The sequence below is a fragment of the Sulfitobacter sp. 1A13421 genome (assembly GCF_043557285.1).
GTDB lineage: Bacteria > Pseudomonadota > Alphaproteobacteria > Rhodobacterales > Rhodobacteraceae > Sulfitobacter > Sulfitobacter faviae.
This window is the reverse complement of sequence record NZ_JBIFFQ010000006.1, coordinates 24,770-47,519: the sequence shown is the minus strand read 5'-3', so window position 1 is coordinate 47,519 and position 22,750 is coordinate 24,770. Positions and strand designations below refer to the sequence as shown.

Here is a 22,750-nt window from a genome sequence, read left to right as displayed (position 1 = left end):
GCCGGCTAGCAGCGGGCGCCCGGTGCGTTATGCAGCCTTATTCGACCGGGGTGATCGCATAGGCGCGGGTTTCCTGATCGACGCGGGGCGTCATCTCGATGGTGTCGGCATTGGCCGCCCAGACGGTCTGCAAGATCACCGTCGGGATCAGCGCGCGGTCTTCCATCGCGATGAAGGAGGCCTCTTCATAGAGCTTCTTGCGCGCTTCCGGGTCGAGGGTCTGGGCGCCTTCGCCGAAGACCTTGTCGAACTCGGGGTTGGAATAGCCCGCGCGGTTGAAGTTGCCGAAGCCCTTCTCGGGGTCTTTGGTGTGCACCAGCGCGCCGTAGGTATAGGCGGCCTCACCGGTGAGCGTGCCCCATGCGGACATGGTCATGGTGTATTCCTCACGCGCGGCGGCGGGGAAGAAGACCGTGCCATTGAGCGCCTGTGCGTTCACCTTCAGACCCAGACGCGACCACATCTGCGCCAGCGCCTCGCAGACCACGGCATCGCCGGGCACGCGGTTGTTGGTGCAGGTGAAATCGATCTCAAAACCCTCGGGGTAGCCGGCCTCGGCCAGCAGCTCCTTGGCTTTCTCGATGTCATACTCGCGCTTGCCCAGTTCCGGGCTGTAGCCAAAGAAACCTTCGGGCATCAGCTGGTTGGCGGGCGTGCCCAGACCTTCGAGCACCACGTTGACCAGCACGTCGCGGTTGATCGCCAGGTCCAGCGCCTTGCGCACACGCAGATCCTGCAGCGGGTTGCCCTCGACCTCTTCGCCGTTGACCTTAATCGGCTGCGGCTCTTCGTCCTTCACCGACGGCGCGATGTTCAGGATATAGACCGAGTCGGAGACGAATGTTTCGATGTCGCCATCATTCTTCATCGCGAGGTAGTCGGAGGCGGGAACGTAGTTGATCAGGTCAACCTCACCCGAACGCAGCGCCGCGACGCGAGAGGTGTCTTCGGGGATCTCGCGGCGGGTGACGGTTTCCCACGCGGCCTGACCGCCCCAGTAGTCGTCGAAACGCTCAAGCACCAGATCGCCTTTGGGCTGCCAAGAGACGAAGGTATAGGGACCGGTGCCAATCGCCTTCTCGCCCGAGTTGAACTCCTCGTTGCCCGCTTCCATGCCGGTCTCAGACGGCACGACGAAGAGGCGGGTGAAGTCGTTCGGCAGCGAAGGCGCCATGCCCTTGGTCTTCACGCGCAGGGTGTAGTCATCGACCACTTCGACGCTGTCGACATATTTTGTGTAGAGGGTCATCGGCATTGGGCCGGTCACCTGCGGGATACGCTCGATCGAGAATTTCGCGTCCTCGGCGGTGAAGTCGGTGCCATCATGAAATTTCACGCCTTCGCGCATCTTGAATTCCCATGTGGTGTCGTCGATCGGCTCCCAGCTGACGGCAAGGCCGGGCTTCAGCTGCAGCTTCTCGTCGACATCGACGAGCGTGTCGAAGACATGGCGCAGGGCTTCGGCCTGCGAGCCCAAGGTCGACCAATGCGGGTCAATCGAATCCGGGCCGGCACGCAGGCCGATCACCAGATCGGCGGCCATCGCTGCTGGCGCGGCAGCGATCAGCGCCAATGCGGCGACGGCGGATTTCAGGGTAAGCTTCTTCATTGGTCAAAACCTCCATGTGTTATATCTTGCAGTTACACTAGACAGCTATAATTGTGACGGTCAACACAAATATGTAACATTGGAACCTTCGACCGCCGCATAAGCCCAATATATAAGCTTGTCGCGCTACTGTTTTTGAGGCAGTGTTACAGGCATGAGTGACAAACAGGCAAAATTTGAACGGGCAATGGATCGAATCGTACAGGCGATGGATCGCAGCTCGTCCGTATCTCTTTCCGTTCAGCTCCGCGGAGCGCTGGAATTCGGGATCGCGTCGGGCGAATTGCCCTCCGACGCGCGCCTGCCCTCGGTCCGCGCTTTGGCCGCGCGGATGAAGATTTCCCCGGTCACGGTCAGCAATGTCTACGCCGCGCTGCAATCCTCGGGGTTGGTCGAGGGGCGCGTCGGTTCGGGTACATTCGTCAGCGGCGGTGGCAGCCGCGCCCACGACGGGCGCTTTCGGCAGCTTGATCAACAGATCGCTGAACTGTTGAGCCTTGCGAAATCCTGTGGCGTCAGCGCGTCGGAACTGGCTGTGCGCATTTCCATGGCCAGCAGCGCCAGCCCGCGCCCGCTGCGCATTCTGATGGTCGGCAATTTCATCGACGCGACCCGCGCTTATGCCGATGAACTGCGCCAGCATCTGCCCGAGGGCGATGAGATCGACGCCGCCGTTCTGGATGAGATCGCACCCAATCCACCCAAGGACATCGACCTGATTATCGCACCCAAAACTCTGCTGTCCAAAACGCGAGAAATCTTGCCGAATGTCGAAGTGCTCGGCCTGACGCTCATCCCCAACGAGGCGACCCGCGTGGCACTGGCTTCGATCCCGCCTGACGCCAAGACGCTCGCTTACTCCTATTTTCCCGGCTTCGTTACGATCATGAAAGCGGGCATCCTGCGGTTTGCCCCCCATGTCACGCAGTTGACCATGAAGGTTCGTGACGAGAATGGCCTGTCATCGGCCATGCGCGAGGCAGATGTGGTCATCTATGCCACCGGTGCCGACTACCTTCGTGGCGCGTTGCGCCCCGAGCAGACCGCTTTTGAATACCGTCACACCCCAGACGTACACGCCATCCGTTCAGAAATCCTGCCCGCCATTGAGACATGCCGGGCCTCTCTCAAATCCGCAAAGGCCGCCGAAGAATGAAGATATCCGAAAGCAATTGGTTCGAGATCGAAGAATACCTCAAGACCGACGACCGCTGTGTCCTGCCCTTGGGCAGCACCGAGCAGCACGCCTACCTCAGCCTCTCGGTCGATTCGATCCTGTCGGAGAAGGTCGCCGCCGATGCCGCCGAACCTCTGGGCGTGCCGGTGTTTCCGGCCGTGGCCTATGGTCTGACGCCCTATTTCATGGGTTTCCCCGGCTCGGTCTCGCTGAAGCTTTCGACCTATGCGGCGCTTTTGCGCGACATCCTCGACAGCCTCTATGCCACCGGCTTTCGCCGTGTGCTCATCGTCAACGGTCACGGCGGCAACAGCCCGGTCCAGCCCGTCACGATGGAGTGGATGGAGGCCAATGAAGGCGCCCGCTGCCGCTTCCATGACTGGTGGCGTGCGCCCGAGACGTGGAACTGCGTGCAGGAGATCGACCCCGTCGCCTCCCATGCCTCCTGGATGGAGAACTTCCCCTGGACCCGCCTGCCCGGTCGTGAGCTTCCGGACGAGCAGAAACCCTTCGTCGATTTCGATCGCCTGCGCGACCGCAACGCCGCGGGCGTGCGCGCGCTCATTGGGGACGGCAACTACGGCGGCGTCTACCAGAAGCCCGACGCCGACACCGACCGCCTGTGGGAGATCGCCGTGCGCGAAACCCGCGCGCAGCTTGAGGGGGACTGGGCATGAGCGAGACCCCGATCCTGATCTGGGGCGCCGGTGCCATCGGCGGCATCCTCGGCGCCTATTTCGCCCGCGCAGGTCATGCCGTGCATATGGTCGATGTCGTGGAAGAGCATGTCGAAGCAATGCGCAGCAGCGGGCTGCGCATTGAAGGCCCGGTCGAAGCATTTACTCAAGTCCTCCCGGCCAGCACGCCGGACGAACTGACTGGCCAATACGACCGCATTTTCCTCTGCGTGAAGGCGCACCACACCGCCGCCGCTTTGGAGATGCTTGCCCCCCATCTCGCGCCGGGCGGCTATGTCGTCTCGGCCCAGAACGGGCTCAACGAAAAGGTCATCGCCGCGCGCATCGGGGCCGAGAACACGGTGGGCTGTTTCGTCAACTTCGGCGCTGACTGGTTGGAGCCGGGCCGCATCCTCTTCGGCAACCGCGCCGCCGTAGCTGTGGGGGAACTCGACGGGCGCATGAGCGACCGCGTGGCCGAGGTGCATGAGCTGTTGCAACTGGTCGAGCCCGAGGCCGTCGCCACCGACAACATCTGGGGCTACCTCTGGGGCAAGATGGGCTACGGTGCGCTGCTCTTTTGTACCGCCCTCACCCCCGACAGCATGTCCGACGCCATGGCCCGCGACGAACACCGCGCCGCCTACCGCGCGCTTGGTCACGAGGTGATGACACTGGCCGCGCATGAGGGCGTCTCCCCCCTCGGTTTCAACGGGTTCGACCCGGAAGCCTTCCGCAAGAACGATACCGCGGCCATCGACGCCGCGATGGAGAAGATGATCGCCCACAACCGCAAGACCGCCAAGACCCACTCCGGCATCTGGCGCGACCTCGCGGTGCGCAAGCGCAAGACCGAGGTCGACGCACAGATCGGTGTCATGGTCGAGTTGGGCCGGGAGGCAGGCATCTCGGTGCCGACACTGGCGCGCATGGTGGACCTCATCCACGACATCGAGGACGGCAAGCGCGCCCAATCCGCCGACCTCGTCAATTTGCTGGTGGCGGCATGAAGATCGATCTGACCGGCAAGGTCTTTGCCGTAACGGGCGCGGCCCAGGGCATCGGTGCCGCGATCCTTAGCGAGCTGCGCGACGCCGGGGCCACCGTGGCCGCGATGGACATCGACGCCGCGGGCCTCGCCCCGCTGGAGGCCGAGGGCGTGACGCTGCATAGCGGCGATCTGGGCAACCGCGAAACAACCCTCGCGCTCTGCGCCGAGATCGTCGAACGGCACGGACGGATCGACGGGCTGGTGACCTCCGCCGGTGGCGTGCGCGGTCAGGTCGGCCGCCCGCTCGATGAGATCAGCGAAGCCGATTGGCAGGCGATCTTTCAAGCCAATGTCGATGCCGCCATGTGGTGTGCTCAGGGTTTCGCGCCCGCGATGAAAGAGGCAGGCGCAGGCCGGATCGTCACCATTTCCTCCGGCGCGGGGCTGAAGCCCAGCCTTACCGGCATCCAAGCCTATGCGGCGGCGAAACACGCGCTTGTGGGTCTCACCAAGCAGCTGGCCCTGGAGCTTGGGCCGCAGGGCATCACCGTGAATTCCGTGGCCCCCGGCTTTGTCCTGTCGAACCCCTCGACGGAAAAGCAATGGGACGCCTTCGGCCCCGAGCGGCAGAAGCAAATCATCGGCGGCATCCACATGCGCCGCTTGGGCCGCGCGCAGGACATCGCCGATGCGGTCACCTTCCTCTGCTCCGACCGCGCCGGTTGGATCACGGGCCAAATCCTTTCCGTCGACGGAGGCCACGCATGAGCGAGCCGCATGAATGGGACGAGCCGCATTGGCGCGGGCTGGTCGAACAGGTCCGCGCCGGGCAGAACCTGTTGCCGAAATCCTGGCCCGGCGGCGCGCGCTGCGCCGTGGCGCTGAGTTTCGACAGCGATCACGAGACCAACGAACTGCGCGACGGGGGCGAGAGCATTGCCCGCCTCGGCTGGGGTGAATACGGCGCGCGGCGCGGCATTCCGCGCATCCGCAAGGTACTGGATCGGCATGGGGTAAAGGCAAGCTTCTTCGTGCCCGCCGTCTCAGCCCTGCTGCACCCCGAAGAGCAGCGCAGCCTTGCCGAGAAGGGCCACGAGATCGGCCTGCACGGCTGGATCCACGAGCGCAACACGCAGGTCCCGCCGGAGGCCGAGCGCGAGTTGATGCTGCGCGCCTCGGACACGCTGGAAAAGATCACCGGCACCCGCCCTGTCGGCATGCGCACACCGTCCTGGGACTACAGCGCCCACACGCTCTCGATCGCCCGCGAGATGGGGCTCCTGTACGACAGCTCCCTGTTCTCTGACGACGACCCCTATGAGATCGTGGAGAAAGGCGAAGCGACCGGGATCGTGGAACTGCCGGTGGAGTGGATTCGCGACGACGCCGTCTATTTCATGATGAACCGTTTTGGCGCGCAGCGGCCCTATACGCCGCCCGCGGATGTGCTCGACATTTTCCGGCGCGAGTTCGACGGGGCCTATGACGAGGGCGGGCTCTTCCTCTTGACCATGCACCCGCATGTGACAGGCTACCGCTCGCGCATCTTCATCCTCGACGAGCTGATCGACCACATCAAATCCCGCGGCGATTGCTGGATCGCCACCCATGCCGAGATCGCCGCCTATTGCGCCGAAGAGGCCGGATTGAAAGGACACACATGACCTATTCCCTTGCCATTCACGGCGGTGCCGGAACCATCCTCAAGGAAAACATGACGCCCGAGAAGGAGGCCGCCTATCACGACGGTCTCGCCCGGGCGCTGGAGGCGGGCGAAGCGGTACTGCGCGACGGTGGCAGCGCGATGGACGCGGTGGTGGCCGCGGTCTGCGCGCTCGAAGATGAGCCGCTGTTCAACGCAGGGCGCGGCGCGGTCTATACTTCCGAAGGAGTGCAGGAGATGGACGCCGCCGTGATGGACGGCGCCGACCGGCGCGCGGGCTCGGTCGCCGGTGTTTTCGGGCCGAAGAACCCGGTGAAACTGGCGCGCGCCGTCATGGAACGGACCGAGCATGTCACCCTCATCGGCCCCAACGCGCTGGAGATCGCGCGGCAGGCGGGCCTCGAGTTCGCCGACCGTGACTATTTCTTCACCCAGTCCCGCTGGGACGCTTTGCAGGAGACGCTCGAGATGCGCGCCCGCGGCGAGGTTTCGGACGATCCGGCGCGGCGGCATGGCACCGTGGGGGCCGTGGCGCGCGACGCGGCGGGCAACATTGCCGCCGCCACTTCCACGGGGGGCATGACCGCCAAGGCCCCGGGCCGGGTTGGCGACACGCCGATGATCGGCGCGGGCACCTTTGCCGACAACGAGACCTGCGCGGTCTCCGCCACCGGGCACGGCGAGATTTTCATCCGCTGGAACGCCGCCGGGGAGATCGCCGCGCGGATGCGCCACGCAGGCGAGGATCTGGCCACCGCCGCCGAACATGTGGTGATGCAGGAACTGGCACCCAACGACGGCTCGGGCGGGATCATCGCGGTGGATGCCGCGGGCAATATCGCCATGCCGTTTAACTCGCAGGGCATGTACCGCGGCATGGTGCGAAAAGGCAGCGCGCCCGAAACCAGTATCTATTGAGCGGCGCGGCCCTTCGGTTGCCTTCCTGCCACGGGAAGGCGACAAATGCCGCCGGGAAGAGCCGCCTGCCATCTAAATCTTGACATTTTGTCCCCTCCCTTTGATTGACGATCAAACGAACTTGACGGGAGAGGGGACAAGGTGCGTTTTTTAGCAGCAATTGCCAGGGTGATCTGCGCGGTGAACTTGGTCATCGGCAATCTCTTCTCATGGCTCGCACTCGGCATCGTGTTGGTCTGTTTCACCGTGGTCGTGCAGCGCTATGTCTTCGCGATCAGCTTCGTTTGGATGCAAGACCTTTATATCTGGCTCAACGGCGCGATGTTCACGGCCGTGGCCGGTTTTGCGCTGCTGCGCGATGACCATGTGCGCGTCGACATCTTCTACCGCCCCGCCACCATGGCCCGCCGCGCGCTGATTGACCTGATCGGTGTCATTGTCTTTCTGCTGCCCTTCTGCTGGATCGTCTACAGCTATTCGATCCCCTTCGTGATCCGCGCTTGGGGCTATCAGGAGGGGTCGGCCAATGTGGGCGGCATGCCGGGGCTTTACATTCTCAAAGCCTTCATCATCGGCTTCGCATTTCTACTCGCAATTCAAGGGATTGCATGGATCATCCGCTCCATCCTCGTGCTCAGCGGCAATGCTGAGCTGGTGCCCAAATCCATGCAATACAGCCGGGACCAAATCCCCGCAGACCATCCGCAGGGAGCCGTTTGATGGATCCGATTTTCATTGGCGAGATGCTCGCCGCGCTCATGTTTTTTGGCGTGATCGGTTTTTTGCTGCTCGGCTTTCCGGTGGCTTTCACTCTAGCTGGCGTGTCGCTGCTGTTTGGCGCCGTGGGCATGGGCTTCGGCGTTTTCGATCCCTCGAACTTCGGCTCGCTGCCGAACCGCTATATCGGCTTCATGACCAACGAAGTCTTGGTCGCCGTGCCGCTCTTTATCTTCATGGGGGTGATGCTGGAACGCAGCCAGATCGCCGAGCAGCTTTTGCTCACCATGGGCAAGCTTTTCGGCAATATGCGCGGCGGTTTGGGGATTTCGGTGGTGCTTGTGGGCGCGATGCTCGCGGCATCCACGGGCGTCGTGGGGGCCACGGTTGTCACCATGGGCCTGATCTCGCTGCCCGCCATGCTGCGGGCGGGCTATGACCCCAAGCTTGCCACCGGGGTGATCTGCGCCAGTGGCACCTTGGGGCAGATCATTCCGCCCTCCACCGTGTTGATCTTCATGGGCGACATGCTTTCGGGCATCAACTCCCAGGTGCAGATGGCCAAGGGCAACTTTGCCCCCACGCCCGTCTCGGTCGGGGATCTTTTCGCCGGGGCGCTGCTGCCGGGGATTTTGCTGGTCTCGCTTTATCTCAGCTACGTTCTGTTCAAAGCCGCGACCGCGCCCGCCTCCTGCCCCGCGACGCCGGTTCCGGCGGATGAGAAAAGCCAACTGGTGCGGGATTTCTTTGTCGCCCTGATGCCGCCCCTGTTGCTGATCCTCGCCGTGCTGGGGTCGATCCTCGGCGGCATCGCCACCCCGACCGAGGCGGCCTCTGTCGGTGCTGTGGGGGCGATGGTGCTTGCGGCCATGCGCTGGCGGCTGTCCTTCCGCATCTTGCGGGAGACGATGATCGCCACGGCCACGATCACCAGCATGGTCTTTGTCATTCTGCTAGGGGCTTCGGTCTTTTCCATCGTGTTCCGCATGATGGGCGGCGATAATCTGGTGCATGAGTTCCTCAGCAACCTGCCCGGCGGCCCCTTGGCCGCAGTGGCGGTGGTGATGATCATCATGTTCTTCCTGGGTTTCATCCTCGATACCTTTGAGATCATCTTTATCGTGATCCCGATCACGGCACCGGTGCTGTTGATGCTGGACATCGATCCGATCTGGCTGGGTGTCTTGGTCGGGGTCAACTTGCAGACATCCTTCCTGACGCCGCCCTTCGGCTTTGCGCTGTTCTATCTGCGCGGGGTGGCCCCGGCGGATCTGCCAACGAGCGCGATTTACAAAGGGATCCTGCCCTTCGTGATGTTGCAGGTGGTGGCGATTGCGATCCTCTTTGCCTTCCCGCAGATCGTGACTTGGTTGCCTAAGGTGATCGCGGGGTGAGATAGCCCCCCCCGACGTTCAAAGGCCCGGCAGCAATGCCGGGCCTTTTTCGGTTGAGCGGTAAGGGCATCGCCCTCCCTGGTGGGCGATCGAACCCGTGAAAGGGGCTGCGCCGGTGCCCATCTCGCGAACCGATCCGGCGCGGGCTACGTCGCAAAATCGCCCTCCGGGGGGAGGGAGGGCGATGCCCGGTGTGCCACCGGGCGAGGCAGATTTCTTGGGGTTCGCCCAAGAAAAAGGCCCGGCGTTTCCACCGGGCCTTTCCAATCACATTCAGCGCGAGGCTCAGTACTTCAGGAACTTCTGACGCGCCTGCACATAGGGGCTGTCGATGTTCTCGGTCCGGGTACGGACGAGGTTCAGCGCTTCGACAAAGCTTTCGGCGGTCTTCTTGACCAGCGGGTCGTCGCTGTTGCGCAGTTCTTCGACCACTTCGACCGAGGCCTTGGCACCGGCTTCCATGATGTCATCGGGGAAGTTACGCACGGTCACGCCATGCTCTTCCTGCAGGGTCTTCAGCGCGCGCGGATCGTTGGCGTAGAAGTCCGCGGCGACTTGGTCGTACTCCGCTTGGCTGACGTCACGGATGATCGCCTGCAGGTTCTCGGGCAGTTCCTGATACTTCTTCTTGTCGACGACAAGCTCGGTCGCCAGACCCGATTCCACGAAGGACGGCATGTAGTAGTTCTTGGCCACCTGATGGAAGCCGAGCGCCAGATCGTTGTAGGGGCCGACGAATTCCGCAGCGTCGAGCGTGCCCGACTGGAGCGCTTGGAAGATCTCGCCCGCGGCCATGTTGGTCACGGTCGCGCCCAGCTTCTCCCACACGCGGCCACCAAGGCCCGGCGTCCGGAAACGCACGCCTTTAACATCATCGAGGCTTTTCAGTTCATCGCGGAACCAACCACCCGTCTGGGTGCCGGTGTTGCCGGACAGGAAGCCCTGAACGCCGAACTGGTCATAGATCTCGTCCCAGATTTCCTGACCGCCCATGTAGCGCATCCAAGCGGTAAGCTCGGGCGTGGTCATGCCATAAGGAACGCCGGTAAAGAAGGACAGCGCAGGCGATTTGTTCTGCCAGTAGTAGGCCGCACCGTGGCTCATCTCGGCGGTGCCGTCGATCACGGCGTCGAGCGATTGCAGCGGGGGCACCATCTCACCAGCCGAGAAGACCTGAATGGTCAGCTCGCCACCCGAGGCGGCGGTGATCCGGTCGGCCAGACGCTGCGCGCCGACACCCAGACCGGGGAAGTTCTTGGGCCATGTGGTGACCATGCGCCATGTGATGTTGCCCTGCGCAATAGCGGGCGCTGCAAGTGTCGTGGCGGCAGCACCTGCCCCCATCACACCGGCTTTGCGGATAAATGAACGACGATCCATGTTTTTCCTCCCAAACGGATATTTGCTTAGCCTCCCCCGACGTCGACGCGGAGGGCCATGCGCAGCAGATAATCGTCGCTTTTCGAAAATGTCCATGGCTTAGGCAAATTGAAATTTCACCTTCTGGACAATCCCGCCCCAAGCCGCATACGTAGTGCTACTTAAAGCAGCATTATTAATGGTCTTTTGCCTTGTTTTCGGCAGAAAGGCCAATAATGTGCGAGCTGCCAGGGAGGGCTCAGATCTTGATAAAATTCATCGACCAGATGAACGAATTCGTCGGGCGCATCGTGTCGGTCGTCGCCGTCATTTTCGCCGCAATCATCATCTATGACGTCTTCATGCGCTATGCGCTGAATGACCCGACCCGCTGGGCCTTTGACGTCACGAAACAACTTTATGGCTTCTATTTCGTGATGCTGGGCGGCTATGCGCTGCGCCATCAGGCCCATGTGCGGGTCGATCTGATCACCGAAACTCTTGGCCCCAGCCTGCGCCGTTGGGTGGAAGCGGCGGGCTATGTGATCTTTTTCTTCCCCTTCGCGTGGATCTTCACCACCCGCTCTTATGAATTCGCCATGCGTTCCTATGCTCAGGGTGAGACGACATATGGCTCCGTGCAGCTGCCGGTCTACCCGCTCAAGATGGCCATGGCCCTCGCCGCCGGTCTGCTATTGCTGCAAGGCGTGGCGGAATTTTTGAAACTCGTACTTAACCGTCAGGAACTGACCCGTGACGCCTGAACTCATTGCTCTCACCATGTTCGGCCTGCTTTTGCTGGGCCTTTTCATGGGCCACCCGCTGGCCTTCGTTCTGGGCGGCACCGCCGTATTGGGCGCTGTCATCGCCGGCAAACCGATGGTGCTGGGCATCGTCATCAACCGGATTTTCGGCGATGTGCTAGACAACTTCACGCTGATCGCGATTCCGCTCTTTATCTTGATGGCACGGTTCCTGTCCGATTCGGGCGTGACGGATAAGATGTTCGAATCACTGCGGCTTTTGATGTCGAACATTCGCGGCGGTCTGGCGCTCGCGGTGGTTTTCATCTCGATCCTGCTCGCCGCGACCACGGGTATCATCGGCGCCTCGATCACAGTGATGGGCGTGATGGCCCTGCGCCCGATGCTGCAATATGGCTATAGCCCCACGCTGACCACCGGGGTCATCGCGGCATCCGGCTGTCTGGGCATTCTGATCCCGCCGTCGATCATGTTGATCCTCATGGCCTCTTATTCCCCCCTCTCGGTCGGAGAGCTTTTCGCGGGCGCCATGGTGCCGGGCGTGGTGCTGGGGCTGCTCTATGCGGTCTGGGTTTTCGTCGTCGCCGTGGTACGGCCCGACATGGCCCCCGCCGTTGAGCCGGATGAGAAAATCTCGAAACCCGCCCTCGTGCGCATGCTGCTCATCGAAGCCGTGCCGCCGCTGGTGCTGATCCTCGGCATTCTGGGCTCCCTGCTCGCGGGCATCGCCACGGCAACCGAAGCCTCCGCCATCGGCGCGGCACTGGCGCTGGTTATCGTCATCATGCGCCGCAAATTCAGCTGGTCTTCCTTCTATGGTGCCATGCTGGAAACCGGGCGCACTTCGGCGATGATCCTGTTTATCGTTGTCGGTGCCACGGCATTCACCGGCGTGTTCAACATCACCGGCGGTCTGCGCGCGACGCAAGAGATCATCCGCAACCTCGATATGGCGCCTTGGCTGCTGATCGCGATGATGATGTTCATCGTCTTCATCCTCGGGGCCTTCCTCGACTGGACCGGCATCGTGCTGCTGTCCTTCCCGATCTTCCTGCCGATCGTGCAGGAGATGGACGTGAGCCTGTTGTGGTTCGTCGTCCTGATGTCGGTGGTTCTGCAAACGTCCTTTTTGACCCCGCCCTTTGGATATGCGCTCTTCTACCTGCGCGCCATTGCCCCGCGTGAGGTCAAGACATCGCATATCATCGTCGGCGTGCTGCCTTTCATCGGTCTGATCCTGATGATGTGCGTGGCCATCGCCCTGTTCCCGCAGCTTGTCACTTGGCTGCCGGAAACGCTCTATACAAAATAATCAATGGAGGAGAGAGATTATGAAATTGAAATCAACCCTTGCCGGTCTGGCACTCTGCGCGGGCGTTGCCACGCAGGCCGCGGCGCAAGACAGCTGGACCATGACCACCACATGGCCGACGTCGCTGGAACTGATCGAGATCGACAAGCACTTCGTCGAACTGGCCAACAAGCTGACCGGCGATGACCTTAACATTGAGTTCTTCGAAGGCGGCTCCCTCGTCCCCGCGGGCGAAGTCTTTGGCGCCGTTGAATCCAACACCGTGCAGGCCGGCGCCGACTGGCCCGGTTACTGGGCTGGCCGCAACTCCGCCTTCTCGCCGCTGGCGACCACGGCGAGCCTGTTCAACGCGGTCGACTACGTCAACTGGATCGAACAGTGGGGCGGCAAAGAGCTCTATAACGAAATCTACGGCAAATTCGGCATGGTCTATCTGCCCTACGGCGTAACCAACAACGAATCCGGCTTCCGGACCAATGAGCAGATCGTCACGCTGGAAGACCTCAAGGGCAAGCGTCTGCGTCTGTCTGGTCTGGAGCAGGGCCGTCTGTTGGAAAAACTGGGCGGGTCGCAGGTCTCGATGGCCGGTGGCGAAATCTATCAGTCGCTTGAGCGCGGCGTGATCGATGGCGCGGAGTTCTCGACCCCGAACGTCGACTTCTCGGGCGGTTTCCAGCAGGTCACCAAATACTGGGCGACACCGGGCTGGCACCAGTCGGCGTCGATCTTCGGTGTGATGATCAACAAAGGCGCATGGGACGCCCTGTCGGACGAGACCCGCGAAGCGCTTGAGATTGCGGCGCAGGCCAACCTTGTTTGGTCGCTGTCTTTCACCGAGAAGCGCGCGACCGAAGCCTACCAGCAGTTCCTCGACGCGGGCATCGAAATCAACCGCTATGATGACGAGACGCTGACCAAGGTTCAGGAGATGGCGAACGAGACCATCGAAGAGACCGCCTGCGAGAACCCCGATTCCGCTAAGGTTTACCTGAGCCAGCTGGAGTACCTGAACGACTACGCCAAATGGCGTGACGCTTCGGCGCCGTTCAACCTCGGCCGCACACCGAACGGTCCGGACATCGAGAAGATCCGCGCCTGCGCGGAGTGATTTGAGCCGTCAGGTTTAAACGGAAAGGCCCGCCAAATGGCGGGCCTTTTTGCGTTTGGGGAAGAAGATCGAGGGCCATCGCCTGCCCGCGGGTCGGCGATCTGACAGATGTTCGGTCGCACTTCATGGTTCAACTATGATGTGTCTTCCCGAGGTTGCACCCAGCCTCACCAAATCGCCTACCCGGGGGGCGGGCAGGCGATGGCCCGGCGCCTGCGGCTTGTCCCGGGCCCGGGTGGCAAAATCACTCTACCCCTCAACCCGTTTCAAGAACTTCTGCAACCGCGCATCCTTCGGCGCGCCAAAAATCTCCGACGGCGCACCGCTCTCAACAATCTTCCCGCCGTCCATAAAAATCACCCGATCCGCGATCTCCCGCGCGAACTGCATTTCATGGGTCACGATCAGCATGGTCTGCTTGCGCTCCGCCACCGCGCGCATCAGGTCGAGCACCTCCCCCACCCATTCCGGATCGAGTGCCGAGGTCGGCTCATCGAACAACATCAGTTCCGCCCCGAGCGCCATGGCGCGACCGATGCCAACACGCTGTTGCTGCCCGCCAGACAACGCCGCCGGAAAACTGTCAGCCTTATCGGCCAAGCCCGTCTCAGCCAGGACCGAGAGCGCGCGTTCTTCGGCCTCGGCCTTGGGCCGTTTCTGCACCGTGACGAGCGCTTCCATGATGTTCTCTTTCGCCGTCTTATTGGCGAAAAGCGCGTAGTTCTGGAACACCATCGCCGTCCGACGCCGCAGCGCTAGAATATCCGCCTTGCGCGCCTTGGCGGCGTCGACGGTCACATCGCCGATGCGAATGACCCCCTCTTGCGGCACGTCGAGGAAATTGAGGCAGCGCAACAGGGTCGACTTGCCGGTACCCGAGGGACCAATCACGACCACCCGCTCGCCCTCGGCAATCTGCAAATCAATGCCGTTCAGAACCGGCGCGCCGCCGAAATCTTTGGTCAGCCCAGTGATATCGATCATCGCACGAACGCCTTATTCAGATAGGTTTCAAGCCGCTTTTGCACTTGGCTCAGCGCTTCGACGATGACCCAATAGATCATGGCGACGACGAGATAGGCCTCGAAATAAAGAAAGCTCCCGGCGGCTTCTTTCTGGGCCGCGCCCATCATCTCGGTCACGCCGAGGGTAAAGGCGAGCGAGGTGCCTTTGATCATGTCGATGAAATAATTCACCAACGTCGGCGCGGCGATCCGGGCGGCCTGTGGCAGGATGATCCGCCACATCATCTGACCTTGGGTCATGCCGATGGACTGGGCGGCCTCCCATTGGCTGCGGTCCACCCCCATGATCGCGGCGCGGATGCTTTCGGCCATATAGGCGGCAAAATGCAGGGTCAGCCCCATGATGGCGGCAGTCACACCGCTGATATTGGTCAGGAACGACAGCACCTGCGGCAGACCGAAGTAAAAGAGGAACAGTTGCACCAGTAGCGGCGTGCCGCGGAAGAAGCTGATGAAAACGATCACGAACCAGTCGAGCACGGGCACTTTCACAACCCGTTCGACCGCCAAAAGCGAGGCGAGGATGAGTGCGAACACCATCCCCGCCACCGCCATGAACAAGGTCAGCGGTACGTAGCCCAATATGACGGGCACCAGCCCCAGCATGTAGTCAAGGTCTAGCGCCCGCATGGGTTACTCCGCTTTGGTGATGTCTGTGCCGAACCACTTGTCCGAGATTTCAGCCAGTGTACCGTCTTCGCGCAGGGATTCCAGCGCAGTGTCGACACGGTCACGCAGCGCGCGGCCTTCGCCATTGTCTTGGAACGGCAGGGCGTTGCGGATCTCAGAGAAGGGCTTGCCCGCCAGTTGCAGCGGCAGGGGGCTTTCCTGAATGAGCTGCGCCGAGGAAACCCGGTCCATCACAAAGGCATCGACCCGGCCAAGCGCGGTATCTTGGGCGATGTTGGACTCATAGGTCTTGATCTCGATCTCATCCGCGAAGGAGAGCTCGTTCAAAAGCTGCTCGAAGTTCGACCCGAGGTTCACCGCAACGGTTTTGCCACGCAGGTCTTCGACGCCGCCGATCTCTTCGTTGCCCTCTTTGGTCACGACCTGCGCACCGTCAAAGACATAAGGCGCGGTAAAGGCGAACTTTTCCTGACGCTCGGGCGTGATGGTGATCTGGTTGGCGATCGTATCAATGCGGCCTGCGTCCAGCGCGCCGATCAGGCCGGAGAAGGCCATGGTCTCGAACTCGACCTCAAAACCTGCCTCTTCGCCAACGGCGTTCATGACATCGACCTCAAACCCCTGAAGCACATCCTGCTTCACAAAGGTGAAGGGGAAATAGCCGCCCGACATGCCGACGCGGAGCGTGTCATTGTCTTGGGCAAAGGCTGCGGTGCCGGTGACCGCGGCGAGCGCGGTGGCGGTAACGATCTGTTTCAGCATTGAATTTACTCCTCTAACGCTTGCGCTTCAGATGTCACCGGGGGCCGCCCGCTTCAACACCATCGCTGAAACAGGAACGTTTGGCGGGTAGGATCGGTTCAGATGGAATAACGGGTCTAGGGAAGCGCCTGCGGCAGGATAATCTTCTTAGATCAATACCCATAACGGAATGATATTCCACGAAGCCGACGCAGATTCCCCAGATGCGGAACAGATATGCGCGTTTCGCATAGCTTTATCCGTCAAAGCGCCTCGATATCCAACCCTTCGGCGGCCCAAGCGGCGAGCTTGCGGTCGACGGTTTTGCGCGACACGCCCAAGCGGCGCGCGGCTTCGGCCCGGTTGCCGTTCGACAGATCAAGAATGTGCAGCATATGGCGCTGCGTGACCAGTTCGAGGTCTTCGATCGCCCGTGGCCCATCGACCGCGCCATGGCCCGCAAAGGCTTCGGGCAGGCTGCCGAGGATCACCGAGCGTTCGATGAGGTTTCGCAATTCGCGCACATTTCCGGGCCAGTCGTAACGGCGCAATTTCAGCAAAGTCTCCGCATCCAAACGCAGCGCGGGCATGCCGAGCGCGGTCGAAAACTGCTGCATGAACATCGCCGCCAGTTCGACGATATCCTCAGACCGGTCCTTGAGAGGCGGCATCGCGACCTCGACCACGTTCATGCGGTGATAGAGGTCGGCGCGGAAACGCCCCTCTTCCACCGCCTTGGGCAGATCGGCGTTGGTGGCGAACAGGAACCGCAGATTCAGCGGGATCTCCCGCTCTGCCCCGTCGGGCCGGATGCGCTGGTCTTCCAACACCCGCAAGAGCGCCGCCTGTAGCTGCTCCGGCATCTGCGCCACTTCGTCGAGAAACAACGTGCCGCCGTCGGCCAAGAGGAACAGCCCCGGTTGCAGGGTCTCGTTCCCCTCCACCGCGCCAAAGAGTTCGGGCACGATCCGGTCCGGCGTGATGGCGGCGCAGTTCACCGCGACGAAGGGATTATCGGCGCGGTCAGACATTTGGTGCAACTGCCGCGCGGCCAACTCCTTGCCCGTGCCGCTGGGACCGGTGAACAGCACCGGCGTCGGCACCGGGGCAAGACGGTTGAGCATGCCGCGCACCTTCGACAGCGCCTCGGATTTGCCGAGCATTTGCACCGCCGTGCCACCCTGCAACTCCCGCCTGAGCAGGGTATTGTCGCGGCGCAGGTTCTTGCGATCCAAGGTGCGCGACACCGCGCCGAGGATCTGGTTCGCCCGGAAAGGTTTCAGCACGAAATCACTGACGCCTGCCCGCAGCGCGGCGATGGCTGTTTCCAGATCGGCATAGGCGGTGATCAGGACCGTGTCGGCGTAAAACCCTTTGCGGCGCTGCTCGACGATCCATTCCAGACCGGTTTTGCCGGGCATCACATTGTCCAAGACGACCACATCGAAATGCGCCTCGTCCAAAAGTTTGGTGGCCTCCGCAGGAGAGGCCGCTTGTGCCACGCGTTTGACGCGCGGCTCCAATATCTTGGTGAGGAAATGGCGCATCCCCGGTTCATCGTCGATCACAAGGATCGACGCGCCTTCGAGCGTGCCACCGTATTCATCGCCTGCCGCCATGATATGCCTCTTTGGTGTCAGTCCAGCCGGACGTTTTCACCTGAATAGACCTCGGCGGAGGAAAAGCCTATCTCATGCAGCCCGAAATAGGCCACGACGCCGATCACCGCGACGCCCAGAAACCCTGCCAACATGGCTTTCATCGCGCGACTCCTTTGATTTGAACGCCGCCGCCCGTCATTCTGCGGGGGTCCGTTTGTCTTGTTTGACCTCATCGAGCCAGAGCGAGTGGTGCTGTTCGGCCCAACGCTCATCGACCTCGCCATTGCCCATGGCGTCAAAGGCGCCTTCCATGCCGAGCGTCCCGATGTAGATATGGCCCAAGATCACCGCCATCATCAGAAAGCCGATGATCGCGTGCCACAGCTGGGCATATTGCATTTCGGCATGCGGCGTCAGATCGCCCTGAAGCGGACCAAAGCCCGCGGCCTCGGCCATGCCGATGTCATTGATGATGTTGAACGTATGCCCGAAAAGCTGGATCTCGAAGGGAAAGAGCAGCGACAGCCCCGAGAGCGAGACCGAGAAGCCCAGCAGGATCACGGCCCAGAAGACGATCTTTTGGCCGAAGTTGAACTTCTTGGCGGGCGGGTGTTTGTCACCGATGAAACCGCCGCCCTGTTTGATCCAGACCCAATCGGTCTTGTTCGGGATATTGTGCCAAATCCACATGACGAAGACCATGACGAGCGCAATCATGAAGGCCCATGAGACGTTATTGTGGATGAACTTCGAGCCGGTCAACAGGGTCGAGTTGAACTCATGCCCCAGCAGAGGGATGACGACCTTGCGGCCAAAGAGCGTGGCCAAGCCCGTCAGCGCGAGCAGGATGAACGAGCCCGCCAGCATCCAATGCGCGAAACGCTCAATGGCTTTGAAGCGGGTGACGGTGCGCCCGACCTTGCCGCCTTCGATCCGGATCCGGCCCCGCAGAAGGTAAAAGAGCAGCAGCACAGCCAGCGTCCCGGCGAGCAGCCAAGCGCCATAGGTCGCAAGTGGGCCTTCGCGGAATTGCTGCCACCACATCCCGTTGTCTTGAACAAGGACGCGGCCCGTCTTGTTCATCGTGCTCACGCGCACGGGCAATTCGTTATAGCGGATGCCGCGCCAGAGGTCGGGGTCGGAGCGTCCGCCGAGCGGGCCAAGGCTTGGCACCGTGGCCGCATCGCCGCCCAGATTGTTGCGCCGGAACCCGTCGTCGATCTCTGCGCCATTCTGACGCCGTTCGATATCGGCCAAGTTCTGCGCGCCGCCGGTGCTGGCGCGGTCGATGGCCGAGGGGGTCGCGTTCTCGGGCAGGCGCACGTCCTGCGCCGTGACGCTGACCGGCAGCGCGGCCAAGGCGAGAATGAAAAGAGCCATCAGGTGGCGCAGCATGGGAAATCCCCCGGCTAGACAGATATGGAGAAAAGGGACGGCCCGATCAGGCCGCCCCCGAAAGCCGTTACTGGCCCTTTTGCTCGTAAGCCGTGCCCCAGCCCCATGCGCCGGAGCCGAAGCCGCGTGCGACCACGCGCTCGCGGTAGATGTCCGAGACCATGTCCCCGTCACCGGCCAGAAGCGCCTTGGTCGAACACATCTCGGCGCAGATCGGCAGCTTGCCTTCGGCGATCCGGTTGCGGCCATACTTCTGGAACTCGGCTTGGCTGTGGTTTTCCTCGGGGCCGCCAGCGCAGAAGGTGCATTTGTCCATCTTGCCGCGGCTGCCGAAGTTGCCGGCCTGCGGGTACTGCGGCGCGCCGAAGGGGCAGGCGTAGAAGCAGTAGCCGCAGCCGATGCAGAGGTCTTTGGAGTGCAGCACGATGCCGTCGTCGGTCTGGTAGAAACAATCCACCGGGCAGACCGCCATGCAGGGCGCGTCCGAGCAGTGCATACAGGCGACCGAGATCGAGCGTTCGCCCGGCTGGCCGTCCTGAATGGTCACCACGCGGCGGCGGTTGATGCCCCAAGGCACCTCGTGTTCGTTCTTACAAGCCGTGACGCAGGCGTTGCATTCAATGCAGCGCTCGGCATCGCAGAGAAACTTTGCTCTTGCCATTCTCTTGTCTCCTTACGCTGGCATGATCTTGCAGAGAGTCGCTTTGGTCTCCTGCATTTGCGTGACTGAATCGTAGCCGTAGGTCTGTACGGTGTTAGTGCTTTCGCCCAGAACGATCGGGTCGGCCCCGTCGGGGTATTTGTCCCGCAGGCTGACGCCGCCCATGTGACCGCCGAAGTGGAAGGGCATGAAGGCCACGCCCTCGCCCACCCGCTCGGTGACCAGGGCCATCACCTTGATCTTGCCGCCCTCCGGGCCTTCGACCCAGACATCGGACCCGTCGCGAACGCCGAGGTTGTTGGCGTCACGGGTGTTGATCTCGATGAACATGTTCTGTTGCAGCTCGGCCAGCCATGGGTTCGACCGGGTCTCATCCCCGCCGCCCTCATATTCGACCAGACGGCCGGAGGTGAGGATGATCGGGAATTCCTGCGAGAAGTCGTTCTTTTGGATCGACGCATAGAGCGTCGGCACCCGCCAGAAGGTCTTGTCGTCATAGGTCGGATAATCCGCCACCAGATCACGCCGGTTGGAGTAAAGCGGCTCGCGGTGTTTCGGCACCGGGTCGGGGAAGGTCCAGACCACGCAGCGCGCCTTGGCGTTGCCGAAGGGGGCACAGCCGTGTTTGATCGCCACCCGCTGGATGCCGCCCGACAGGTCGGTCTTCCAGTTGATGCCGCCGACTTGGGCCACATAATCGGAATCGATCTCACCCTGCTGCGAGGTTTCGCCGACTTCTGCCTGCCCGTCATCCGCGTTTTGTGGCGCTTCGTAGCCGGCGACCGCTTCGATGATGCGGCGCTCATCCGCTGTCAGGTCACCGTCCCAACCCAGATCCATCAGCATCTGCATGGTGAATTCGGGATAGCCATCCTTGATCTCGGACCCTTTGGAATAGACGCCCTCGGCCAGTAGGTTCTCACCATCACGCTCCACACCGAAACGGGCGCGGAAGGTCAGGCCACCATCGGCCACCGGCAGCGACATGTCGTAGAGGTTCGCGGTGCCGGGGTGCTTCATCTCGGGCGTGCCCCAGCAGGGCCACGGCATACCGTAGTAATCGCCATCCGCCGGGCCACCAACGGCACGCAGGGTGGTTTTGTCGAAAGTATGCTGGTTCTGCATGTGCATCTTCATCCGCTCGGGCGACTGCCCGGTGTAGCCGATGGTCCACATGCCCTTGTTGAACTCGCGCGTCAGGTCTTCGATGAGCGGCTCTTCACCATTCACCTCGATGTTGCGGAACATGCGATCTTCAAAGCCGAACTTCTTGGCGAATTTATACAGGATCGTGTGGTCGGGCAGGCTTTCGAACAGCGGCTCCACGACCTTTTCGCGCCACTGGAGCGAGCGGTTGGATGCGGTGACCGAGCCGGAGGTTTCAAACTGCGTACAGGCCGGCAGAAGATAGGTGTCTTCGGTGCGGTCATGCAGAACGGCGGAGACGGTTGGGTATGGGTCGACCACGACCAGCAGGTCGAGTTTCTCCATCGCCGTTTTCATCTCGCCCTGACGGGTTTGCGAGTTCGGCGCGTGGCCCCAGAGCACCATCGCTTTGGTGTTGTCGGGCTGTTCGAGGTTCTCACGATCCTCAAGCACGCCGTCGATCCAACGCGATACCGGGATGCCGGTGAGGTTGATCATGCGCTGCTCTTCGCCTGCGCCATCGGTCCAAGCGGCGAAACGGCTCTGGATCCACTCCAGATCCTCCCCCCAAACACGCGCCCAATGCGCCCAAGAGCCATCGGACAGACCGTAGTAGCCCGGCAGCGTGTCGGCCAGAACGCCAAGGTCAGTGGCGCCCTGCACGTTGTCGTGGCCGCGGAAGATGTTGGTGCCGCCGCCCGCGGTGCCCATGTTGCCAAGGGCCAGCTGCAGGATGCAGTAGGCACGGGTGTTGTTGTTGCCGTTGGTGTGCTGCGTGCCACCCATGCACCAGATCACGGTGCCGGGACGGTGGTTGGCCAGCGTGCGCGCGACGCGCTCAAGCTGGGAGCCCGGCACGCCGGTGACACGCTCGACCTCGTCCGGGGTCCAGTTGGCGACTTCCTTGCGGATCTCATCCATGCCCCAAACGCGGGTGCGGATGAATTCCTCATCCTCCCAGCCGTTCTCGAAGATGTGGTAGAGGATGCCCCAGACCAGCGCCACGTCCGAACCGGGACGCATGCGCACATATTCGTCGGCATGGGCGGCGGTGCGGGTGAAACGCGGGTCGCAGACGATGAGCGGCGCGTTGTTTTCCTCTTTCGCCTTCAGCACGTGCTGGAGCGAAACGGGGTGCGCCTCGGCGGGGTTGCCGCCGATGATGAAGATCGCCTTGGATTTGTGGATGTCATTGTAGCTGTTGGTCATGGCGCCGTAGCCCCATGTGTTCGCCACGCCCGCCACGGTGGTGGAGTGGCAAATCCGCGCCTGGTGGTCGACGTTGTTGGTGCCCCAGTAGGCCGCGAACTTGCGGAACAGATAGGCCTGTTCGTTGGAGTGTTTCGCCGAGCCCAGCCAGTAAACCGAATCCGGGCCAGAGGTGTCACGGATCGACAGCATCTTGTCGCCGATCTCGTTGATCGCCTGATCCCAAGAGATCCGCTGCCATTCGCCACCAACCTTCTTCATCGGGTACTTCAGGCGGCGCTCGCCATGGGCGTGCTCACGGACCGAGGCGCCCTTGGCGCAATGCGCGCCGAGGTTGAAGGGGCTGTCCCAACCGGGTTCCTGACCCAGCCAAACACCGTCCGACACTTCGGCGATGACGGTACAACCGACCGAGCAATGGGTGCAGACGGATTTCTTCACTTCCATCTTGCCGCTGACAGCGGCGGTGGCGGCGCTGGCCTGTTGCACGCTGCCCGCGGTGCCCGCGATCGCCGCAAGCCCACCGATGGCAAGGCCCGAGCCACGCAGGAACGCGCGCCGGTCAATACCGCTGCGCGCCACATCGGACATGATGCCTGTCCGCTGCGCAGACCGCGCGACCCCATTGGTCTTTTTCCTCAACATATCTTCAC

21 protein-coding genes are annotated in these 22,750 nt (G+C 62.1%); 11 read left to right on the top strand and 10 right to left on the bottom strand.

All coding sequences use genetic code 11. From position 1 onward, the window contains the following. Positions 1-37: 37 nt before the first annotated feature. Positions 38-1,609: an ABC transporter substrate-binding protein gene (locus ACGYLI_RS12175; protein ID WP_394419369.1), complete on the bottom strand. Its 1,572-nt coding sequence runs from the start codon at positions 1,607-1,609 to the stop codon at positions 38-40. A 187-nt stretch (positions 1,610-1,796) separates the two neighbouring features. On the opposite strand from ACGYLI_RS12175, the gene ACGYLI_RS12170 reads away from it, so the two are divergent. The 8 genes from ACGYLI_RS12170 to ACGYLI_RS12135 all read left to right on the top strand — a co-directional run bounded on the left by ACGYLI_RS12170 (position 1,797) and on the right by ACGYLI_RS12135 (position 9,146). Next, a complete protein-coding gene (locus ACGYLI_RS12170; RefSeq protein ID WP_271693963.1) occupies positions 1,797-2,765 on the top strand; it encodes a GntR family transcriptional regulator in 969 nt (322 codons plus the stop codon). Beyond that, on the top strand, positions 2,762-3,463 hold the full coding sequence (locus ACGYLI_RS12165; protein ID WP_271690301.1) for a creatininase family protein: 702 nt from the start codon (positions 2,762-2,764) through the stop codon (positions 3,461-3,463). The genes ACGYLI_RS12170 and ACGYLI_RS12165 overlap by 4 nt, the downstream gene beginning before the upstream one ends. After that, positions 3,460-4,473 carry a ketopantoate reductase family protein gene (locus ACGYLI_RS12160; RefSeq protein WP_394419368.1) on the top strand — a complete coding sequence of 338 codons (1,014 nt, stop codon included), beginning with the start codon at positions 3,460-3,462 and terminating at the stop codon, positions 4,471-4,473. The genes ACGYLI_RS12165 and ACGYLI_RS12160 overlap by 4 nt, the downstream gene beginning before the upstream one ends. Then, on the top strand, positions 4,470-5,222 hold the full coding sequence (locus ACGYLI_RS12155; RefSeq protein WP_394419367.1) for an SDR family NAD(P)-dependent oxidoreductase: 753 nt from the start codon (positions 4,470-4,472) through the stop codon (positions 5,220-5,222). The genes ACGYLI_RS12160 and ACGYLI_RS12155 overlap by 4 nt, the downstream gene beginning before the upstream one ends. Then, positions 5,219-6,118, top strand: coding sequence for a polysaccharide deacetylase (locus ACGYLI_RS12150; protein WP_394419366.1), 900 nt, complete (start codon positions 5,219-5,221; stop codon positions 6,116-6,118). The genes ACGYLI_RS12155 and ACGYLI_RS12150 overlap by 4 nt, the downstream gene beginning before the upstream one ends. Next, positions 6,115-7,035: an isoaspartyl peptidase/L-asparaginase family protein gene (locus tag ACGYLI_RS12145; protein WP_394411789.1), complete on the top strand. Its 921-nt coding sequence runs from the start codon at positions 6,115-6,117 to the stop codon at positions 7,033-7,035. Before ACGYLI_RS12150 ends, ACGYLI_RS12145 begins: the two co-directional genes overlap by 4 nt. Before the next feature lie 141 nt (positions 7,036-7,176). Further along, complete coding sequence (locus ACGYLI_RS12140) at positions 7,177-7,755, top strand: TRAP transporter small permease subunit (RefSeq protein WP_271693953.1); 579 nt, start codon at positions 7,177-7,179, stop codon at positions 7,753-7,755. Then, entirely contained in the window at positions 7,755-9,146 is a 1,392-nt protein-coding gene (locus ACGYLI_RS12135; protein ID WP_209219229.1) for a TRAP transporter large permease subunit, read from the top strand. Before ACGYLI_RS12140 ends, ACGYLI_RS12135 begins: the two co-directional genes overlap by 1 nt. Positions 9,147-9,431: 285 nt before the next feature. Here the strand turns inward: ACGYLI_RS12135 and ACGYLI_RS12130 are convergent, their stop codons facing one another. Continuing rightward, entirely contained in the window at positions 9,432-10,526 is a 1,095-nt protein-coding gene (locus tag ACGYLI_RS12130) for a TRAP transporter substrate-binding protein (protein WP_271690295.1), read from the bottom strand. A 242-nt stretch (positions 10,527-10,768) separates the two neighbouring features. Between ACGYLI_RS12130 and ACGYLI_RS12125 the strand changes: the two genes are divergently transcribed. The 3 genes from ACGYLI_RS12125 to dctP are packed head-to-tail and all read left to right on the top strand — an operon-like array spanning position 10,769 to position 13,689. Then, a complete protein-coding gene (locus tag ACGYLI_RS12125) occupies positions 10,769-11,269 on the top strand; it encodes a TRAP transporter small permease subunit (protein ID WP_271690342.1) in 501 nt (166 codons plus the stop codon). Positions 11,270-11,285: 16 nt separating this feature from the next. Continuing rightward, a complete protein-coding gene (locus ACGYLI_RS12120; RefSeq protein ID WP_394419493.1) occupies positions 11,286-12,581 on the top strand; it encodes a TRAP transporter large permease subunit in 1,296 nt (431 codons plus the stop codon). 19 nt (positions 12,582-12,600) lie between these two features. Further along, positions 12,601-13,689, top strand: coding sequence for a TRAP transporter substrate-binding protein DctP (dctP, locus tag ACGYLI_RS12115; RefSeq protein WP_394419365.1), 1,089 nt, complete (start codon positions 12,601-12,603; stop codon positions 13,687-13,689). A gap of 249 nt (positions 13,690-13,938) precedes the next feature. Here the strand turns inward: dctP and ACGYLI_RS12110 are convergent, their stop codons facing one another. The 8 genes from ACGYLI_RS12110 to ACGYLI_RS12075 form a co-directional block, all read right to left on the bottom strand. Then, complete coding sequence (locus ACGYLI_RS12110; protein WP_394419364.1) at positions 13,939-14,673, bottom strand: amino acid ABC transporter ATP-binding protein; 735 nt, start codon at positions 14,671-14,673, stop codon at positions 13,939-13,941. Further along, the gene (locus ACGYLI_RS12105) at positions 14,670-15,344 is read right to left on the bottom strand and encodes an amino acid ABC transporter permease (protein WP_322329781.1); all 675 of its coding nucleotides are present in this window, start codon (positions 15,342-15,344) and stop codon (positions 14,670-14,672) included. The genes ACGYLI_RS12110 and ACGYLI_RS12105 overlap by 4 nt, the downstream gene beginning before the upstream one ends. A 3-nt stretch (positions 15,345-15,347) precedes the next feature. Next, positions 15,348-16,106 (bottom strand): amino acid ABC transporter substrate-binding protein, encoded by a 759-nt coding sequence (locus ACGYLI_RS12100; RefSeq protein WP_394419363.1) that lies wholly within the window; start codon positions 16,104-16,106, stop codon positions 15,348-15,350. 242 nt (positions 16,107-16,348) lie between these two features. After that, positions 16,349-17,704 carry a sigma-54-dependent transcriptional regulator gene (locus ACGYLI_RS12095; RefSeq protein WP_394419362.1) on the bottom strand — a complete coding sequence of 452 codons (1,356 nt, stop codon included), beginning with the start codon at positions 17,702-17,704 and terminating at the stop codon, positions 16,349-16,351. A 17-nt stretch (positions 17,705-17,721) separates the two neighbouring features. Then, the gene (locus tag ACGYLI_RS12090; RefSeq protein WP_259950196.1) at positions 17,722-17,847 is read right to left on the bottom strand and encodes a hypothetical protein; all 126 of its coding nucleotides are present in this window, start codon (positions 17,845-17,847) and stop codon (positions 17,722-17,724) included. A 34-nt stretch (positions 17,848-17,881) separates the two neighbouring features. Beyond that, a complete protein-coding gene (locus tag ACGYLI_RS12085; RefSeq protein WP_276154053.1) occupies positions 17,882-19,081 on the bottom strand; it encodes a formate dehydrogenase subunit gamma in 1,200 nt (399 codons plus the stop codon). Positions 19,082-19,148: 67 nt separating this feature from the next. Further along, a complete protein-coding gene (gene fdh3B / locus ACGYLI_RS12080) occupies positions 19,149-19,742 on the bottom strand; it encodes a formate dehydrogenase FDH3 subunit beta (RefSeq protein ID WP_067266580.1) in 594 nt (197 codons plus the stop codon). Positions 19,743-19,754: 12 nt separating this feature from the next. Then, positions 19,755-22,742 (bottom strand): formate dehydrogenase subunit alpha, encoded by a 2,988-nt coding sequence (locus tag ACGYLI_RS12075; protein ID WP_394419361.1) that lies wholly within the window; start codon positions 22,740-22,742, stop codon positions 19,755-19,757. Between the last annotated feature and the right edge of the window lie 8 nt (positions 22,743-22,750).

Bases quoted from the DNA above. Each gene is read 5' to 3' on its own strand.
- ACGYLI_RS12175 (WP_394419369.1), bottom strand. From the start codon at position 1,609: ATGAAGAAGCTTACCCTGAAATCCGCCGTCGCCGCATTGGCGCTGATC.
- ACGYLI_RS12170 (WP_271693963.1), top strand. From the start codon at position 1,797: ATGGATCGAATCGTACAGGCGATGGATCGCAGCTCGTCCGTATCTCTT.
- ACGYLI_RS12165 (WP_271690301.1), top strand. From the start codon at position 2,762: ATGAAGATATCCGAAAGCAATTGGTTCGAGATCGAAGAATACCTCAAG.
- ACGYLI_RS12160 (WP_394419368.1), top strand. From the start codon at position 3,460: ATGAGCGAGACCCCGATCCTGATCTGGGGCGCCGGTGCCATCGGCGGC.
- ACGYLI_RS12155 (WP_394419367.1), top strand. From the start codon at position 4,470: ATGAAGATCGATCTGACCGGCAAGGTCTTTGCCGTAACGGGCGCGGCC.
- ACGYLI_RS12150 (WP_394419366.1), top strand. From the start codon at position 5,219: ATGAGCGAGCCGCATGAATGGGACGAGCCGCATTGGCGCGGGCTGGTC.
- ACGYLI_RS12145 (WP_394411789.1), top strand. From the start codon at position 6,115: ATGACCTATTCCCTTGCCATTCACGGCGGTGCCGGAACCATCCTCAAG.
- ACGYLI_RS12135 (WP_209219229.1), top strand. From the start codon at position 7,755: ATGGATCCGATTTTCATTGGCGAGATGCTCGCCGCGCTCATGTTTTTT.
- ACGYLI_RS12130 (WP_271690295.1), bottom strand. From the start codon at position 10,526: ATGGATCGTCGTTCATTTATCCGCAAAGCCGGTGTGATGGGGGCAGGT.
- ACGYLI_RS12120 (WP_394419493.1), top strand. From the start codon at position 11,286: ATGTTCGGCCTGCTTTTGCTGGGCCTTTTCATGGGCCACCCGCTGGCC.
- dctP (WP_394419365.1), top strand. From the start codon at position 12,601: ATGAAATTGAAATCAACCCTTGCCGGTCTGGCACTCTGCGCGGGCGTT.
- ACGYLI_RS12110 (WP_394419364.1), bottom strand. From the start codon at position 14,673: ATGATCGATATCACTGGGCTGACCAAAGATTTCGGCGGCGCGCCGGTT.
- ACGYLI_RS12105 (WP_322329781.1), bottom strand. From the start codon at position 15,344: ATGCGGGCGCTAGACCTTGACTACATGCTGGGGCTGGTGCCCGTCATA.
- ACGYLI_RS12100 (WP_394419363.1), bottom strand. From the start codon at position 16,106: ATGCTGAAACAGATCGTTACCGCCACCGCGCTCGCCGCGGTCACCGGC.
- ACGYLI_RS12095 (WP_394419362.1), bottom strand. From the start codon at position 17,704: ATGGCGGCAGGCGATGAATACGGTGGCACGCTCGAAGGCGCGTCGATC.
- ACGYLI_RS12090 (WP_259950196.1), bottom strand. From the start codon at position 17,847: ATGAAAGCCATGTTGGCAGGGTTTCTGGGCGTCGCGGTGATCGGCGTC.
- ACGYLI_RS12085 (WP_276154053.1), bottom strand. From the start codon at position 19,081: ATGCTGCGCCACCTGATGGCTCTTTTCATTCTCGCCTTGGCCGCGCTG.
- fdh3B (WP_067266580.1), bottom strand. From the start codon at position 19,742: ATGGCAAGAGCAAAGTTTCTCTGCGATGCCGAGCGCTGCATTGAATGC.
- ACGYLI_RS12075 (WP_394419361.1), bottom strand. From the start codon at position 22,742: ATGTTGAGGAAAAAGACCAATGGGGTCGCGCGGTCTGCGCAGCGGACA.